At 42.0% G+C, this 17,375-nt stretch carries 17 protein-coding genes and 4 pseudogenes; 5 read left to right on the forward strand and 16 right to left on the reverse strand.

Annotation, left to right across the window (positions count from 1 at the left end):
* Positions 1-112 precede the first annotated feature (112 nt).
* Entirely contained in the window at positions 113-1,309 is a 1,197-nt protein-coding gene (locus AB4623_RS04585) for a hypothetical protein (protein ID WP_017098097.1), read from the reverse strand.
* Between the two features lie 6 nt (positions 1,310-1,315).
* On the reverse strand, positions 1,316-1,750 hold the full coding sequence (locus AB4623_RS04590) for a CesT family type III secretion system chaperone (RefSeq protein WP_102534047.1): 435 nt from the start codon (positions 1,748-1,750) through the stop codon (positions 1,316-1,318).
* A gap of 378 nt (positions 1,751-2,128) precedes the next feature.
* Between AB4623_RS04590 and AB4623_RS04595 the strand changes: the two are divergent.
* Positions 2,129-3,010 (forward strand): annotated as a pseudogene (locus tag AB4623_RS04595) (IS5 family transposase).
* Between the two features lie 56 nt (positions 3,011-3,066).
* Positions 3,067-3,178, forward strand: a pseudogene (locus AB4623_RS04600) (transposase); the annotation flags it as partial.
* A gap of 209 nt (positions 3,179-3,387) precedes the next feature.
* Here AB4623_RS04600 and AB4623_RS04605 read toward each other — a convergent pair.
* Positions 3,388-3,804, reverse strand: a complete 417-nt coding sequence (locus AB4623_RS04605) for a type III secretion system chaperone (protein ID WP_102534046.1) — start codon at positions 3,802-3,804, stop codon at positions 3,388-3,390.
* A 64-nt stretch (positions 3,805-3,868) separates the two neighbouring features.
* Positions 3,869-5,869 (reverse strand): hypothetical protein, encoded by a 2,001-nt coding sequence (locus AB4623_RS04610; protein ID WP_372145843.1) that lies wholly within the window; start codon positions 5,867-5,869, stop codon positions 3,869-3,871.
* 606 nt (positions 5,870-6,475) lie between these two features.
* Between AB4623_RS04610 and AB4623_RS04615 the strand changes: the two genes are divergently transcribed.
* The gene (locus AB4623_RS04615; protein WP_017096480.1) at positions 6,476-6,934 is read left to right on the forward strand and encodes a CesT family type III secretion system chaperone; all 459 of its coding nucleotides are present in this window, start codon (positions 6,476-6,478) and stop codon (positions 6,932-6,934) included.
* A gap of 11 nt (positions 6,935-6,945) precedes the next feature.
* Positions 6,946-8,415, forward strand: a complete 1,470-nt coding sequence (locus tag AB4623_RS04620) for a cation transporter (protein ID WP_102534044.1) — start codon at positions 6,946-6,948, stop codon at positions 8,413-8,415.
* Positions 8,416-8,817: 402 nt separating this feature from the next.
* Here AB4623_RS04620 and AB4623_RS04625 read toward each other — a convergent pair.
* Positions 8,818-9,206: pseudogene (locus AB4623_RS04625) on the reverse strand (ISAs1 family transposase); the annotation flags it as partial.
* Positions 9,207-9,265: 59 nt separating this feature from the next.
* On the opposite strand from AB4623_RS04625, the pseudogene AB4623_RS04630 reads away from it, so the two are divergent.
* Positions 9,266-10,300: pseudogene (locus tag AB4623_RS04630) on the forward strand (IS630 family transposase).
* Positions 10,301-10,397: 97 nt separating this feature from the next.
* On the opposite strand, the gene AB4623_RS04635 reads toward AB4623_RS04630, so the two are convergent.
* The 11 genes from AB4623_RS04635 to sctD form a co-directional block, all read right to left on the reverse strand.
* Positions 10,398-11,375: a hypothetical protein gene (locus AB4623_RS04635; protein ID WP_017096476.1), complete on the reverse strand. Its 978-nt coding sequence runs from the start codon at positions 11,373-11,375 to the stop codon at positions 10,398-10,400.
* A 12-nt stretch (positions 11,376-11,387) separates the two neighbouring features.
* Entirely contained in the window at positions 11,388-11,828 is a 441-nt protein-coding gene (locus AB4623_RS04640) for a type III secretion system chaperone (RefSeq protein ID WP_017096475.1), read from the reverse strand.
* A 422-nt stretch (positions 11,829-12,250) separates the two neighbouring features.
* Positions 12,251-12,886 (reverse strand): HrpE/YscL family type III secretion apparatus protein, encoded by a 636-nt coding sequence (locus AB4623_RS04645; RefSeq protein ID WP_102560534.1) that lies wholly within the window; start codon positions 12,884-12,886, stop codon positions 12,251-12,253.
* Complete coding sequence (vscK, locus tag AB4623_RS04650) at positions 12,865-13,539, reverse strand: SctK family type III secretion system sorting platform protein VscK (RefSeq protein WP_277869463.1); 675 nt, start codon at positions 13,537-13,539, stop codon at positions 12,865-12,867. Before vscK ends, AB4623_RS04645 begins: the two co-directional genes overlap by 22 nt.
* A complete protein-coding gene (gene sctJ / locus AB4623_RS04655) occupies positions 13,523-14,266 on the reverse strand; it encodes a type III secretion system inner membrane ring lipoprotein SctJ (protein ID WP_371691304.1) in 744 nt (247 codons plus the stop codon). Before sctJ ends, vscK begins: the two co-directional genes overlap by 17 nt.
* A 1-nt stretch (position 14,267) precedes the next feature.
* Positions 14,268-14,612 carry a type III secretion system inner rod subunit SctI gene (gene sctI / locus AB4623_RS04660; RefSeq protein WP_372145847.1) on the reverse strand — a complete coding sequence of 115 codons (345 nt, stop codon included), beginning with the start codon at positions 14,610-14,612 and terminating at the stop codon, positions 14,268-14,270.
* Positions 14,613-14,620: 8 nt separating this feature from the next.
* Positions 14,621-15,253: a YopR family T3SS polymerization control protein gene (locus tag AB4623_RS04665; protein ID WP_372145848.1), complete on the reverse strand. Its 633-nt coding sequence runs from the start codon at positions 15,251-15,253 to the stop codon at positions 14,621-14,623.
* Entirely contained in the window at positions 15,253-15,609 is a 357-nt protein-coding gene (locus AB4623_RS04670) for a YscG family type III secretion system chaperone (RefSeq protein WP_102534037.1), read from the reverse strand. Before AB4623_RS04670 ends, AB4623_RS04665 begins: the two co-directional genes overlap by 1 nt.
* A gap of 3 nt (positions 15,610-15,612) precedes the next feature.
* Positions 15,613-15,861, reverse strand: a complete 249-nt coding sequence (gene sctF, locus AB4623_RS04675; RefSeq protein ID WP_102534036.1) for a type III secretion system needle filament subunit SctF — start codon at positions 15,859-15,861, stop codon at positions 15,613-15,615.
* 15 nt (positions 15,862-15,876) lie between these two features.
* Positions 15,877-16,083 carry an EscE/YscE/SsaE family type III secretion system needle protein co-chaperone gene (locus AB4623_RS04680; protein WP_371691310.1) on the reverse strand — a complete coding sequence of 69 codons (207 nt, stop codon included), beginning with the start codon at positions 16,081-16,083 and terminating at the stop codon, positions 15,877-15,879.
* Entirely contained in the window at positions 16,070-17,371 is a 1,302-nt protein-coding gene (sctD, locus tag AB4623_RS04685) for a type III secretion system inner membrane ring subunit SctD (RefSeq protein WP_372145849.1), read from the reverse strand. The genes AB4623_RS04680 and sctD overlap by 14 nt, the downstream gene beginning before the upstream one ends.
* Positions 17,372-17,375: the final 4 nt, after the last annotated feature.

The raw sequence follows: 17,375 nt of genomic DNA on the forward strand, positions 1-17,375 counted from the left end.
TTTAGGCAACAACGCCGTTATTATATGTTCAGAAAATCAACTATTAGACGCTCGCCTCTCATTTGCCCTACAACACCAGACTACATAAAAATTTGCGTTTTTATATTTATTTCTACTTCAAAACTTCCGCAATATCCGCTGTACCGTTTAAGTAAATAATTGGCACTCCAAGTTTTTGGGCTAGGGGCTCAGCATGCTGCTTGAATAACTCGTACTTATCATTTTTGGATAACAACGTTTCTCCTTTCCAATCGGCTAAATCTTGGTGAGAGGCTGTTGGGGCGCTGTCGTTGAGGAAAAACCCTGCTATTTCCACCTTCTCGGTTGCCTTCTGCCCCTCGTGGAGATTTACACCTCCAGATGTACAGATAAGAATTTCATTGCGCATCCCATAGGTTTTCTTCAGGACTTCACTTGGAGTGTTGGTATGCCTTTGATGTCGCGGTAATTCCTTTTTTGCTAGTAACCCTGTACGTTCATAGTCAGGCATTGCCTCATAGCGGGTCTTTGTAGCGTTCTTATCTGAGACGTTGACAAGATCTTCAGTCCGATCAAGAAGACCAATGTTGGTTTCCGACATCAGATCGTTTGGACTAGCGGCAATAACATTTTGTTCCGGAACTTTCAGAATTACACCAACGGAGCCATAAGTGAAAGTCTTGCTCTGGTTTACGATACTAGTGCATGCTACATCCCAGGAGGTTAGCGCACTTTCTGCATCAATACTAAAAACGCCCTTCCCTTCCATCAAGTGAGTTATTGGTGCGGTGTGGACAATAAACTGAAAATCTTGTTTTGACTGATGCCCACGCACTCCCATTTCACCACTTACTACTGTAGGATCTGTAAAACCTCCACTATCCCACGAGCGCACAAAGTTTTCCTGAACTGCTGGGTTATCGGCTTTTTGGTGTAACGCTGCGGTCAGCTTTTTAGCATCTGAGGATGAAGCTCCTTGACCATGTAATGCTTTGATGAAACCTTCTTTCATCCGGCTTATCAAGCCCCCCTTGTTCTGTCTGATTACATGCATATCTCGAATTTCGAACTGTCGTCCGTCATCAAGAGTAAAACCTCCCTTCGCTTGTTCTTTGTTCATTGCTGTCATTGCTGTCATCGCTTCATCCATACTTATCGTGATAGCAGTTTTTTCTCCTGTGGTGGGTTGTTTCAGTGTAGGTCCTGTTGGCGCGATATCCTGCAGTAGTTTAGCTTTGTCAGGCTGAACCTTTAGTTCATATGGACTCTTGGTATGAGTTGAAGTGTTTGTGACATTAGTCGTTTGAACTGGATTCAATCCAATAGGCATGAATATTTATCCTTTTATAAACTGTTGAGAATAAGGCATGGTTACTTCATTTATCGGTTCTGATACCGAACTAAATTGAGTTCTAAGAGTACTCATAAGCACAATGAAGTTGTTCATCGTGTTCTCAAAGTCGATTTCATCGCAATCAACTAAGCTAAGCTCATGAATGAGAAGCAGTTTATTTTGATGCGTCGCTAACCAACAACGTTTCATCGTATCCTGTTGTCCGTTCAGTACCATACTGCTGCGGAGTATATACAATTCATCCTTCATAGAAATATCCGTTATCTCACCATGAAGTAGAAGCTCCTGTCCATCTTCAGAGAGTTGGACCAGGAGGGAATGAGCCTCGTCTACCCGCATATGGCACCGACGGTCAATTAGAGTTAGCTGCTCGTTGATATTTCTCAGCCAGTATTTGACATTACTTTCTCTGTCCATTTTATCCTGTTCAATTTGTCATGGTTTACCACTTAGATTAACGTGCAACAAAAAAACGGCAATCATATGTAGCCGTTATTTTTTATGTTTCTACGGGAACAGTTTCGATGGTCTCCGTAAAATGGTCGGAAATAGCATTTTCACCCTCAAATTACATCATCTTAATTATGTTTATCTAATTGAATTTTGTATACTTTTTTAAAGTTTTGGTAAATAATTATAATTTGCTTAGCCAGCCAAAAGCGAGACCCAATTCCATAGGCCTTGGAACGTAAATGAGTTGGTTAAGTGGTAAGATTAGCTTTGTTTCGCAATTCAGTGGAACTAAATTAAGAATCTACGACCTGAGCAGCTACGTCCACTCCCTCTCGTCGCCTTATTCCTAAACCTTGTTACAAAAAACTGGAAGCAATACAATCACTCATTAACCGCGGCTCTCTGACCTTTTGGATTGGTAAAGAGGCAATAAGTGGTAGACCTCGTCGATTCAGTGATTTAGCTATCACGACAGCACTCATGGTGAAACGAGTTTTTTCTATGCCACTGAGAGCGCTGCAAGGATTTATCGACTCGATATTTAGGTTAGCCCATGTACCGTTAAGTTGTCCGCATTACACCTGCATCAGTCGTAGAGCCAAGCAAGTTGAGGTCTCATTTAAGACTAAAGCGAGAGGAGCGATACAACACATAGCCATTGATGCAACTGGCCTTAAGGTTTATGGCGAAGGTGAATGGAAAGTCAAAAAACACGGGACGGATGGCAAGCGGAGAGTCTGGCGAAAGCTGCATATTGCAGTTGATACAAGCACTCATGAGATCATTGCCGCCGAGCTAAGTTTATCAACGGTTACAGATGGTGAAGTACTCCCGAACCTACTGAAACAAACACGTCGAAGCATCCTTGAGGTGTCTGGTGATGGCGCTTACGACACGAGAGCGTGTCGCGCTGCTATTAAGATGAAGCGAGCCGTTGCGCTTATTCCCCCAAGAGAAGGGGCAGCCTTCTGGGAGCGTGGTCATCCTCGAAATCTCGCCGTGGGTTGCTAGAAATTATACGGCTCAAATAAGTATTGGAAAGAGCGGTATGGATACCACAAACGTTCATTGTCAGAAACAGCGATGTATCGAGTTAAACAGTTGCTAGGAGGACGATTGAGCTTAAGAAATTACAATGCCCAGGTGGGTGAAACTTACGCGATGATAAAAGCGTTGAACAAGCTTACTGGGTTAGGTATGCCTGAAACTTGTCGTATTGATTAAGAAATACGCGAAACGGGGTTGTTCTATCTTTAAATTTAATTACGCAACAAAGCCCTATCACGACAACGCTCATGGTGAAGCGAGGTTTTTCTATGCCACTGAGAGCGCTGCAAGGATTTATCGACTCGATATTTAGACTTGCATCATGTTCTATTAAGCTGTCCGCATCAATGTGCATGATGCCCTCCCTAAAAAGGGAGCATATGATCACAGCTAAATGTGCTCGTCAAATCGAACGTAATTTTGTTTAAAAAACATTCGCGATCTCACCCTGCCTATGGGGTGGCTCTAAATTTAATTACGCAAAAAGCCGATTTTTATATCAAAGAGATAAACGAGACCGCCCTAAATGAGTTGTAACCTTACTCATCCATTAGCTACATAAATTTCACATTAATTAAAGCCAAATCAATATGAACATTTTCATTGCAGTCATCTAAAGCATGAACCTTATCTTTAATTAAATGCATGTTTTCAAAAATATTATTCAGCTCGTTATGGTCAAACTTATCCTTTGGTAAGGATACTCCTAAACATAGCTCTTTGTTATTTAGTCCTATCCAGCAGCTTCCAAGTAAGTCCCGCTGCATATTTAAGCTTAACCAATCACTCATTTTATAGCGGTCTACAGTGACATGTAGAGGGGTATACAAGGTAAATAAATCTGATTGATGTGGGAATTCTAGAACCCAAAGGCTTTCCTGATTATCGGTTATTTCAATCGCATCAGATTCAGTTGGGATCTCAATTCCCCATAGTTCAGCAAGCTCTGATAATACGGCTTCAAATTTCAACGTTACACCTCAATAATTTACTTTGCAAAAACAAGCAATCACGCGTGATCATCCAGTTTTACTTTTATGCTTTGCTCTGTGGCCATTCGTTTGATCTTAGCAGTGCATCTAGTTGTTTCTTCGCTGGCGAGGCGATGGTAAATGGCCCAAACTTATAACTTTGGCAATCCGATTTTAGTGATTCAACTTGCTTTGCCACTAAATATTGCATCCAAGGTTTATTCGATAGGTCGGTTAATTTCATTGCCTCCGAACTGGTTGATATATCATCTTTCAGTTCCTGTAAGTGTGAAATATCCATGTATTGATAAGAAAGACGTTCTGCTTCTTTTTCGGCCCCTTTAGGGTGAAATAGCTGAATTAGTCGACTTCTCCAACTTGGCTTTAGCTCTAACAGGAGAGTTTTTAGATTCGCTAATTTCGCCATCGTTTTATCTACATCAATATTTAATGGGCTAATGCCGAGTATGTTTATATTGGCGACTTCAGCTTCGTTTGGAAGTTTTTCGATATGGAAGCCAATACTCTGATTTAACCTTGATAGGTGGTTCTCGAATGAGTCTGTCTTTTCTTTGATTACAAAATTACTGCTTACAATATTATCAAAGTCGTCAATACCATAGGTTTTGTTCATATCGAAAAGCGTGTGTTTACTTTGAGCATTTACAGGTAAATCCATACTAGGGCTTATTTTTTTAAACACTACCCCTTGCCCTCTAAATACTGTTTTTCTTTGTAGTTCGTTATTTTTATCAGCAGAGTAAGTTCTGTTCACTGCTTTTACTAAAGCTTTGTGGAAGGTACGACATTTTAAGTCGGCTTCTGGAAACTTTTTTACATTAGACAGGTAGAGGTTAGTTTGAAGTTCAAGCTTTTGTAGCTGTGACGGTAATTGTTTCTGTTTTAGTGCATTAAGTTGTTCTTGTTCGCTCACTTCCTGTTTTACTACTTTTTGGAAGGTTGCAGCGGTTTCGGTAGATAAGTTGCTTTTTAATACCACCTTCAGTGTTGTAGGCAACAGTTGAGACATAGGACCTAGCGTAGAGGCCTTGTTAACTCTCAACATCTGCCCTAGCGTTGTCTTATTCGTTAACGCTTTTTTTACTAACTTCCCTAAGGAACCATTAGGGGAGTGCTCTTCAGTTAGCTTACAAAACTTACTTGCAAATTCTTCAGCCGTTTTAGGTAATGATTCAAGTTGGTAACACCCATTAGAGTATGTCATTGACCAATCATAAGAATAGCTCTGTGCGTATTCAGCATGTTTAGTGCTTGAGCTAGCATATGCGTTAAATAGTGATTCAAATTCTTTCTTGATAGAAGTGCTCTCATGCTCATAATAGTTTTGTAACTTAACGTCTGTTACTTGCTCTTTAGTCGCGTTTTTTTGATTGTCAGCTTGCTTGCTCTTTTCTATGGTTGTTTTTTCTGATGAGCTTATGCTGCCCTTAGATGTCTCTAGGCTTGGTTCTGATGTTACTCCTAGTGAAGTAGACGCGGTTTTTGATGTCACATTAGTATCTGACACAGGCCTATCAACTAAAGGTGATACGACCGATGGCGACTTGAGTTCGATAGTATCTTTATGGCCTTTCTTCGGTGCTAGAGAAATAATCTCGCTGAAAGATTGTTGGACTAGAGCTTTAAATTTAGGGTAGAACTCACCTTTAGTTGGAGAGTGTCCTTTTGTTATATCTGAAAGTAACTGTTTAAAGCCCCCGACTTTACTTGGAAGTGGGCAGGTGACGTTGAAATCTTTGCTTACCGTTACATTCGCAATGTTTGACAGTTCTTTTACTCTTTTCTTTTCACTGCCAGGTTTACTTATCAAATACTCGGATAAAAAGTTTTCTAGTTTTTGTGAAAAAGACATTTTGTTTTGCGAGTAGAATTCTTGTGTCCCTTTTGGTGATGTATAGGCGTGATTGAAATGAGACTTGCCAGTCGTTGGGCTTGCGACGCTTGAACCTATAGAGGTTTGTTTTGCTGATGAGGCATGTACACTTTTTACGATACTTTGAGTTGATTCTGCGTGGTTGCTTTTCTTTATTGCTGTTGAGTTCATCGGTTGATGAATCGCTGAGATAGTAGGCATTGTGACCTCTTAGAACCTATATAAACACCGAGAGGGTAGTATAGGTTAAGAGTGCCAAGGGGGGCTCTCAGTATTGGCCTATTTTTTTTATATATCGAAATGAAAGGGGGCGAGCTACCTCCTTACCTTGACTAAGAACAGCTAGATGAAGTAAAAACGATAATTTATAAGAACCAGTGATTTAGCCAGTTTGCTATACTCCCCCCTCCTGCTGTAAGTATGCTTGCAAGCTGGCAACTCACTAAATCCAATAGAACCGTTACTAAGCTCTGCTCTCGAATACTTCAGAGGGTAAACACAGACTCTGACGACAGAGTCCGATCCTTGTTTACCCACTGCGGTGAATCCAAACACTTCACAAAGAGCTTTACAGCATAACTCTTCTTGAGCATCAAGAACTGTTCAGGGGAACCTCACACTAGAGAGCTTAATTGCGTAACAAAGACGATTAAATTCATTTGTTCTTTGTGCTACACATCACGACAGTTTAGAAAATCAACAAAATAAAAGCCACTTTCGACATCGTAATTATACTATTTGTTGTTTACTAGTAAGATAAAACAGAAGGAATAAACGATGAACACATTACAAGTTCTAATAAAAGAGTTTTGTGAAATAAATGAACTACCTCCACTTTATTTTGCTGAAGAAAATCGTTGCCAATTATTAGTTGATGATCGTTACGTTATTTACTTTAGTGAGGCAGATCAAAACGATTTTGTTTTATCGGTGGTTTTTGGCGGTCTCGAAAAAAGCGGTGAACTGAGACTGAAAGGTCTTGAACTCATTGCGCATGCTAACTATTTCGGTATCGCGGATGGGAGCTTGACCCTTTCACTTGCACCAAATGGTAGGCAATTGGTTCTTGCGGGCAGAAAGCCGATTGAGTACTTAAACGCAGCGAGCCTATCAACTTGGTTTCACCTTCTAAATGAGCAAACCCTACTCTGGCAGGCTCGATTTGCAATGTTAGACCAAGACCCAACCCAATTTATCAATCCAGAACAATCCCACATTGAGACACTTAGAGTTTAAGGAGTTCACCCATGGTAATTTCAACTAGCCAAAGCCAGATTCCGAGCTTGGATCAATTTCGTACTGTCGCGGCACAAAAAGATAAGCGGGTGATCAGTAAGCACGGTAAAGCCAAAGAGCCGTCGACCTTTCATAAAGGGCAAAAGTTCACGGCAGTGAGTGACACCATATTGCGATCTACATATCAAAAGTACCACCAAGAAAATATTAAGACCCACCTTGATTTAAAACAGGCGCTGCTAAAAGAAGAAAAACCAGAAACGGCATTATTGGCATTCTCTCTTGTGAGCACAGCAGGGTATCGTGGCGAGCCTTTAACTGCGCGTAAGGTCCTCGAAGTCGTAAGCCTATTAGATGAAGTGAAGATTGACGATAAAGCTTATAAAAATCTAAAAAGCACGTTCGATTCGATCAGCAAAGACCCACGCTTACAAGTCAGCATCGAAAACCAATACCCAGGCAAAATGGACGGCTTAGGTGCTGAACTGCTTGAGATGGCAAAAGAAACAATTAAAGGGACTGGTATCAACGCAGTAATTAACTTGGCGTTACCAGGTGTTGGTTTGTTGATCGCCACGGGGCGTGAATTACATAAGTCGGCAGTCAATGGTGATGCTGAGGCGCACTATCACCAACTAGAACAGATTGCGCAATTGCCCGGTCATGACCAAAGGTTGGCATTGCCGATACAACAAGCATTAGCGCACGAGCACGCCACTCTATCTGCTGAAGGTGCGGTTGGAGCGACCTTAGGTATGGCGACGGGAAGCCTTGGTGCATTTGGTGTCACCTCTGTGGGCACAACTGGTGTCCTTGTTGTTGCAAAAGAAGCGCTAGGCAGTGTAGCAGCATCTGGCTTAATCACTGGTTCTGGGTTTGTAGCCGGTCAAGCGAGTTCCTACTGTCTGAACAACGAAGTTCAAGAGCAAATTCACCAAGAACCTATGTCTGGTGTGTTACCTCGAATTGAAGTGTCTAACAGCAAAGGGAAGTTCTCCTTTAGTATGCAAGATGCTGCATCAGGACGTGCTTTGATTGCGTACCTAGGCCCAAAAGAAGACAAATCTATGACATCACCTCAAGCACCGAAAGAAGCTCAGGATATGGAATTGGCGCGCTTAACGCTTAAGAAAATGTTGGGCTCTGATGCAAGTGAGAACTTGGTGCCAGATGTTGGATCAACGAATAAATTGAGTATCGAAGATACACCGAGCCAAACTGAGTCAGAGGCCAACAGTGCACTTAAGAAGTTGCTCAAAGAAGATTGGGACTGGCTAATGCCAGCAGTAAGATCTATCGACCAAGGAAAGGCACAGGATATCAATAAGACGTTGACTTACAAGCTCCCTCTAGATACACCGAACGGACGAGTATACTTGGATAAAAGCCCGAACCTCGATCAAGGCCAACTCTCGGCGCTAGAAAAGCTTGGTTCACCAAGTCAGCTAAGGTTGATGTACTTAGCAGAAGGCTGGATTTAATCGTAAATATCATACCCAAGTTATTGACGATGAAATTTTTCCGTTACACGCTCCCAAAGGACGAGTTCCCTTGGTTTGTATACCTTGTTTAACAGTTTTTGATTTAGAAGCATTGGCTCTACAAATTGTTGCCTCGCTTTCAAAACCCGACATTCTCGCCAAGCCAAGTATCTCGGGCAATAGATTTGAAAGAGGATAAGCAACTCAAGCTGAACTGAAGAACAGCTTCAATAGAATCATATATAAGGTTGGCCGTTGACGGATAGTCCCTCATTGTGTGCCAACCTTTGATATTCGAATAGCCTATTATTATCCGTTAATTTGATATCAGCGATGATTCCGAGCCTAGACGAGGTATTGAAAGGGCCCCGCGATAGTTAATCGCTATTGGCTTCGCAATCAAATGCCACTTAGCTTGTACTCAGTTTTTATCTGCTCCAACACGAGCTTATTTGATGAAGCATAAGCACTGATCATATGAATGGTGCCCGCTCTATCTTCACTATTGTATGAGCCTCGAAGCGTTTCGCCATTTATCGCAACGTCTTGGCCTTTGGTAAGAGTATAAATTGACTCCATCCAGTTGATGAAATACTCGTGAAACGGCTCGAGTTCAATCGTAGATATTATGCGAGCAATCGTCTCATCAGCGGGAATACCGTTCACAAAGACGCCATTACGCTTAAACCTATCATGGTGCCCGAGAATGTATTCACGAATATCAAACCAGCCTTTTGCGCCCGCACCGCACATAACGAGCCAAAAAGGACTTCAAACAGGCAATAAGTAACACCCATTAAAGTAAAAATATGATCTAATTGAGGTCGTCGAACTCTTGCAGAAAATAGCTATGGATAGCCTTAATAAGACAGATTTTAAAAAGCTAGCAAGCCAACAAAAAACCATTCAAATGAAGGTTTGTTTACTAGCACTTGCCCACTTCAAAGAAGGTCACTAGCACACTCAAATTGCTAAATACCTCAAAGTCAGTCGAACTAGTGTAAACAAATGGGTCCAGACATTTCTTGAAGAAGGATTGGAAGGACTTCAAGAGAAACCTCGCACAGGCAGGCCTGCATATCTCAATGTAGAGCAACGAAAACAACTCAGCGCGTTCATTAAGAAAGAAGCAGAGTCCCCTTCTGGCGGGCGCCTTGTCGGGAGCGATATACATGATTACATCGTGGAAAACTTTGATAAATACTACCACCCTAATTCTATCTATTATCTTCTCGACCACATGGGCTTTTCTTGGATAACTTCTCGATCCAAACACCCCAAACAATCACAGCAAATCCAAGACGATTTTAAAAAATTCAAAATAGAAACGATCCTTAAGATCCTCGGTCATATTGGGCTGGAGAGTGTTGATGTCTGGTTTCAAGACGAAGCTAGATTCGGACAACAAAACACAACGACACGCTTGTGGGCTGAAACAGGAACGCGCCCAAGGGCGACAAAACAGCAGCAATTTGAGTACGCTTACCTGTTCGGTTCTGTTTGTCCTAGCTGAGGGATTGGAGAAGCTATGGTTGTGCCTTGGGTCAATAAAGACATTATGATCGAACACTTAAAGCAAATATCCGATATCACAGACAAAGGAAGGCATGCTGTAGTAATAATGGATGGCGCAGGTTGGCATACCGATGATATCGCCCACAAATTTGATAATGTCAGTATCATCAAACTTTCCCCATATTCGACAGAGCTTAACCCGATAGAACAAGTATGGAGTTGGTTACGACAACACTACTTAGCGAACCAAAGCTTCGAAGACTATGAGGACATTGTTTCCAAGGTATGCGTTGCGTGGAATAGGTTTCTTGAAGTGCCGAAAAGGGTATCGAAAATGTTCGCTAGAGAATGGATAGACTTGAGCAGTTAATTTTCCAGATTGATATCACTTACATTAAAAAAATAAAAGGAGCAAAGTAATACTGCTCCTTTTTGGTAGTATATATTAGCAACCGATTATGGAATCTTTAGTCCAGTTTGTGGCTAGAAAAAATCACTTCAGATGGTGGGAACATGTTGGAAACCGGTGGATGAGCAATATCACCAAACATTCTCGCACCAAATGCTGAAGCTGCCCAAGGGTCTACAATTTTCACATCTTTATTCCATGAGCTTGGGTCTTTGATATCACTACCGTCCTGTCTACCAACCAAAACATACAAGTGCGTGCCTGAGTGTCCTTTCTTGAATGCCACTACTTCGACCTTAGTGTTTTGATTCGCATCACCCTGCATCCCTTGAATCATTTCAGCGGCCGCGGCAAAGGCAAACGTAGTACAGCAACCGGCTTTTGCGTCCTGAACGGATTTCGCAATGTTTTGAAGTGTCCCCATCTGAGGGCTATTGCCTCTTTGAGCCGCCACTTGAACCATGTTTGCTGACATGGTCGCTTTTTTATCTTGTTGAACTCTTGCTGGATTTGCGTAGAAGCCTTCTAGTCTTGGCTTCGCTTTCGCTTGATAGAACTCAGATCTCTTATCACCGAAGGTATTAAGGTCAGTACAAGCGAAATCACCCAACTTTTGCAGTGTAGCTTGGTGCTTTCTAATCAAGGCATCTGCTGGAGCGGTTTTACCTGCGCTGGATGGTTTTGAAGTGCTTGAAACACTTGGCCAATTCTCTCTAGGCCCTGTCGATAATCGCTCTAGGTCTTTAAGGTTTCCAAGAGTCAACTTATTTTCACCATTCAGTACGTTTTGCATCATAGCTTTGGCGACACCTTTTGGCAGACCTTGCTTAACCAATAGATCAACGACGATCGATTTCGCTTTGTTTTGGTGATTGATACGAGAGCTTACGCTTGTGTTTTTCGGCGCACCTTCTTTAACAAAGATGTCCTTGCCTCCGTGAGCCCGAACTTCTTTGTCGTCCGATTGGTTTTGTGTAGATAACTGTGCAGTGAGTTCGCTCAGCGAATGCATATGTGATGTATTGATATTTACCATAACCCTAACCTTTTAAACAGAGATGAAAGTATGCAGCTTTTTATGTTGCTCAATCGATTGAAACTGAGCCGTTAGATATTGCTTCCACAGTTCACAAAGCTCCATAAGCTGAGTAATCAGGATAGAAACACGACTCACTTCTGAGGTAAGTGGTATACTTATCTGCATGTGTACTTCATTGTTTTTAGGGTCTATACAGAACTGTACCCCACCTGACTCCCGGTATAAGAAGTTATATTCCAAAAGTGTTTTCAGTTTTTTAATTTCAAATGACTCTTCATCTTGGCAAACCTTGATTGAAAGTAACAGTTCTTCTCTCTCATCCAAGCCTTGAACTTCAATCTCTTTGCCAGCAGACATATATACTGTCCACATTTGATAATCATATGCAGTCACCCGTTCGATATCGAGTGTGTTACCAAGCTCAATTAGTAAGGTATTTACCTTATCCATACTCACCTACCATCCTGATATTTAATATTGATGTATCTATTTAAAATAACAGATATAAAATTTCTAATTTAAATACACCTATCACATTATTTTATTTTCCATTTCTGCTGGTTAATTTTGTTAGATTAACCGTTTTTAGAAAAACAAATTTAGTATTCTGAACGAACGTTACTCTCTTATGAGGCGATAGTTAATAGAGCCTTTAAGATAATCAGATTTGCCGTTGATGTGAGTATTGTGCTCAATAACAGTCACAGAATATGCCAGATATGGTCGGCTTTTTTTCATTTTAAGCCGTTTATAAAGATCGGATAGGAAGCTAAGATAAAACTAGAGAAATGGTAGAAAGGTACAGTGAATAGAAAGTAAAACTCAAAAAGCCCAGCGTTTGGCTGAGCTTTCGAGAGTTAAAGATAAGCACGTCAAGACTGTATCTGTTGGTGCTCACTGAATTGTTTGGTTATTGCCTGCTTGAGTGCTTGCAGCTGCCCGTCAATACTGGCATCAATAATACCGACCTCCGTTTCCAAGATACATCCGCCATTTTTAAGTCTCGCATCGGCAATGACCTCAACATAGCCTACCTCAGGAAAATCACTAAGTATTGAGGAAACCTTTTCTCGCACCTCTGCCACTTGCTCCGGATGCACATGCAGAATCACTTGCTTTTGGTTACTGACTAGTTGAAGCGCCTCTCTCACCACACTTGCAGTTGTATCAACATCATCAAAGCTGCTAATGATCTTTCTTACTGCCTCCAACACAACACCTGTCATTTTCTGTTCGACCTGTAAGTAGTACTCATTACATCGTGCAAGCGTCGACATCAAGATTTCTGCATTCTCGATCTTAGCCTGATCGATGCCGTCCTGATAACCACGCTGTCTTTCTAACTCATAAGCATCGTCAGCTTTTGTAATAATGCTTGCGGCTTTAGAGTGTGCAGCTTCAACCAAGTGTTGCGAATCTAAGTAACTCACATAGTCCTTTGCTTTGAGAATTTTTAGGCCCGGAGCTAACTGCAAGTTGTCAGTTTTTATTTCAACAAATGAAACCATTGAGGGATTACCTGTTTTGCAATTTTCTTTATAAGTCGATAAGCAAGATCTCGATGCGTTTCATCCAACCAATCAGCATTGAGTTTGGTTTGAGTTAGTGAGCGATCGAGTTTGAACTGCCACCTTTGCACTAGCTCTGATGGTGATTTCGCCAGTAAGAACGTTACCCATAGATAGCCAAGTTCACGAGCTGTCTTTTCAAAACAGGCTTCATCTAAACTCGGCGGCAATGCTTTTTGCCAACCGTTTGGCCAGTTTGAAATCATCATCGGCCCTTGCTGAATCAAAAAGCGCGTTTCATCGACACCAAAAACATGGTTGAGACACTGCTTTGGTTGTTTCAATACAACTTGGCGCATCGATTCACAATACATTGCACCACCAATCAGCAACAGCAATTTATTCGTCGTTTCGGCTGGGAGTAACACCAAACTGTTAAATTGGTGATTGAATACATGGTCATTAATCGATGATAACTGCCATTCTTCAATACACCACTGATTGATCGCAGCCTGGTCCCTCCAGCCTTGGAGTCTTAATAACCAAGGCTGTTTGTTGTTTATCCAACTCTCATCAATATAACTGCATGGACAATAGTTAAACTGATGATGGATCTGAGAAAGCGGCGTATCAGAATTAACCACGTTTCGCATTCCTGCGGCACCACGCAAACGTCGCTGCGTTAGAGCCAATGATAAGTAGTACCATGAAAACGAGGATAGCAAGTAAATGGCTTTTCGTGTTCTTTGTCACCTGAATAGACAAAATGCTTTCAAATTGCTTGCTTTGAGCCGTTACGCGAACTTCCGAAGATGGAACCATGACAACGCTAATACGATCGTAGTTAAGCCCTTCAATACTATTATTCACTAATAGCTTAATTTGAGGAACATAAGAGTCGAGTGCCACATCCGCTGCATGTTTAATAAACACAGATGCAGACGCAGGAGTCGGACGCTCACCTGGATGTATGTTTTTATCTTCGAGTACAATGTGAACACGAGCGACTAACACACCATCAATTTGTGACAACGTTGAAGACAGCTCTTGCGATTTCGCGTAGATAAGTCTCGCTCTCTCGGCAAGCGGTGACGAGATCAAGTCATCTTTTGGAAACACTTCTTTTAGCGTTGAGAATTGCTCTTTTGGGTAACCCTTACGTTTTAGTGCATCAATCGAAAACGCTATTTGAGCGCTATCTACCATCAATTTAACGGTGTTGTCTTTGTCTGGCTCTTTGGTTGCCACTACACCTTCGGTAAGCAAAATAGACAACATTTCATTGCCTTCTTTCTGACTGAGCCCCGTGTATAGTTCTGCCTGACAGCCTACTAAAAATAAAGCGAGTAACATGCACACTGCACGGATTTTTTTCATCATGCTATTGTGCCTTCAATAGTGTCTCTACATTCTGTGTAGTTTTACCTACCGTCTTAGCAATCAGCTCCTCTTGAAAGGTAATTCGAGTCAACGCCCATTGCATCTGCAAAAGCTGGGCAGGATCATCGCCAACCATTTTCATTCTGTCGGTTAAACTGATCTTTGCATTGTCGATGGTGTTTTTCAGTTCGCTAATGTTTTCTAACAAACCACCTTCTAAACCGTAATTTCCTTCAGGTGCTAACATCGCTTGCTCGAAACGTTCACTAAGCCCGCCTTCTGCTTGCGCATCTTGCAGCTGCTCTAGGTTGGTTTGCACCACTTCTGTGTACTGCGTATTGATCATATCCGTTCCTATGAGAGGTCTAGTTTATGGCTGTAAGTTAGCATATTCTTGACCATGGCATTCTTTTGTATAACAAAACTCAGCTCTTTTCTGACCAGGTCTAGTACTGGTGCTTTATCAGGGATGTCTTTCAACTCTGCCCAACAGTGCCAGAGCACTTGCTCTTTTTGCGCGCCAAGTGGGAACTGCTCAGAAAGCAAAGCTTTCAACTCTTGATTGTCTTTAGGGGGGGCAGCTATTAAACGCCCCGAAAAGCTCCCCAGTAGCTCTCGTTCTAACAATGCAAACAATTCTGGTGACGCTTTCTCAGTGTCCTTTGCGCTTTTCTCCTGACTAAAGGCATACCACAGCGCTACCTTTTTCTCACTAGGTGAAATAAACGCGTCTTTTAGTGTACTGCTAAGGGCTGCAGCGCTGAAGTTTCCAGAACGTTTTAGTGTTTCGTACCACTCTCTTATAGTTGTTGTTCTAGCCTTAGCTTGCGTGACATTATCTGTATTTTTTTGCGGCAATGATATGCTCTTGTCTGATGGTTTATCACCCATCAAACGGTTCATCTTGTTCGCATCAGATGTATCAACCCGAGGTGGTTGCTGTACCGGATTAAGCGCGTTGTTGAATCTGTGGTTTTCAACCTTCATTAAAGGTTCCTGAGGTCTTTAGAGAAGCTCATGGCAAAATCTTGGTTTTCTTTATTGCCTTTTAATGCCATATCTAGCCAAGATTCGGCTTTACTTAAGAGCCCGGCTTTTCCTGCCGCTAGCGCAGCCAGACCGATTAGGTCTGGGTATGTCAAGCAAAGCGGTTCAAGTAGACGATGAGCGTCTTCGTACAAGCCACGATTCATTAAACTCATTGAACGAATCATAGCAACGATTTCTTCTGTATCGCCTTGTAAATCAAGGTATTCCGTAATGGTGTTTACTTCTTCATGACGATGCAGACCGGCTGCCACCAACGCGGTTTCAGCAAGAAGTAAACACATGCCTTTATCCATTACTTATACCTTCTGCAGAATAGACTGCATCACATCTTTGATTGCACGAGTTGTGGTCGCGTTGATATTATATACCACAGACCATTTGTTGATTGTGTGCTGTAGTTCAGCCAGTTTCGAAGGGTCGTCTGCGTTCGTTTCTAAGTTTTTTATCGCAGTGTTTACCGATTCGTTCGCTGCTTTTGATTGTGCTACTAATTTTGATTTAACTGCGTCGAGGTTGACGCCTTTGCTCGAATCATAAAATGACATATATAAGGCCTTCTTTTATTTATTGTCTTTGAAAGTTTCAATTACAGTTAAAGCCGCTTGATACGCCTCATACTGTTTCTGTAGCAATAGGTATTCTTTTGGTGAACAGCCAAGATCGAGCTGACGCTTTACTGCTGATTGAGCTTGATCGAATTTGAGGATTAACGCCTCTCTTTCCTGTTCTCCTGAATCGCCTTGTAATAACTGCTCAAGATTTGTCATTGGTATTTTCATCTTCGTATCCTAGCTCAATAGTGACTACTTGCCCGCCTTTTACTAGTTCAATCCCTGCCGGAGTAACGCTAGAAATACGGTATCCTTGAGGAGTGCGAGCTCCTACCATGTAACGAACATTGTCAGTGAGGATGACATAAGGGGATCGACCAAAGTTCACGCTACGAAACGGAAAATCAATATTGGTTCCTTTGCTTACTTTAGGGATAGACTTCAAAACCAAATAAGGTTTCTCCCCATACTGCTCACGAAAATCTCTTGTTACACCATAAAATCGAGTTGTTTCAATATCGTCAAGCTCGCCGCGAACTTCAATACGGTCACCACTAGTAACAAGCTGAACTTTCTTTGAGAGCTCTGCTTTCTCTAACAACTCTTTTAGAGTGTCCATGTACGCCCCGGCTCTTTGTAGCTCAACTTTCCAAGCGACAAGTCCTGGTACATCCCGTTCTAATATCTGCTCGACTTGACTCCAACGACTTGCATCATCAATGTAGCCCGTTAACAATAGCGTGCCTGTTTCATCACCATTTTCTACTTTGACTTGGTGATAACCGAGGTTACGTAAGATAAAGCGCACACCACGGCGTATCTCTTCCATCGTTCTCAGGTCACTTTTGTAGTTGATACTTAAAGCATCAATTCGACCTAGCAGTTGTAACTTTTGCGTTCTATCTTCGACGTAACCTTCAAGCACTGCCTGTCGAACGCTGGCATTCCATTCAACGCGAACATCGTCAAGCTTGAGTTCGTTAAGAATATTGCGCACTAAGACAATTGGCTCAGCTTCGGTGATAACGTCTTTGTCGTTCGCTTGCATCTGATTGAACAAAACACCTATAAATATGGCGCTTGGGATCAGGCCGCACAGCAATCCGATGAGCAGCGTTCTTTTCCCACCCGATGGCCGTTTATGGTTGACTGGTGTAACTTGCTTGTTTATTACATCATTTGCCGCCTCAATGACTAAATCATCTTCCAGATAGCCAATCGCAAAGGTTAAACGACCTACAGAGACTAAGGCCTTTCTCGGCAAAACAACGCCATCAGCATCAACAACGGTAATTTCGTTGCTGATTGAGACCTCTTCACAGTCGCGTAGCAAAACCGTTTCGCCATCGAAAACCAAAACGAGGTGACTTGCTTTTATGTCAGAGTCGGTTAATACCAAATCGGCGGTGAAATCATCACTACCCAAGACCAATGAATCGTTAGGTAACGTGACTTCTACCCCGGAATGAACACCAGAGAGAATACGAATTTTCCACTGCTGCATTGAG

The organism is Vibrio sp. 10N.222.52.C12 (assembly GCF_041474215.1).
GTDB lineage: Bacteria > Pseudomonadota > Gammaproteobacteria > Enterobacterales > Vibrionaceae > Vibrio > Vibrio crassostreae_C.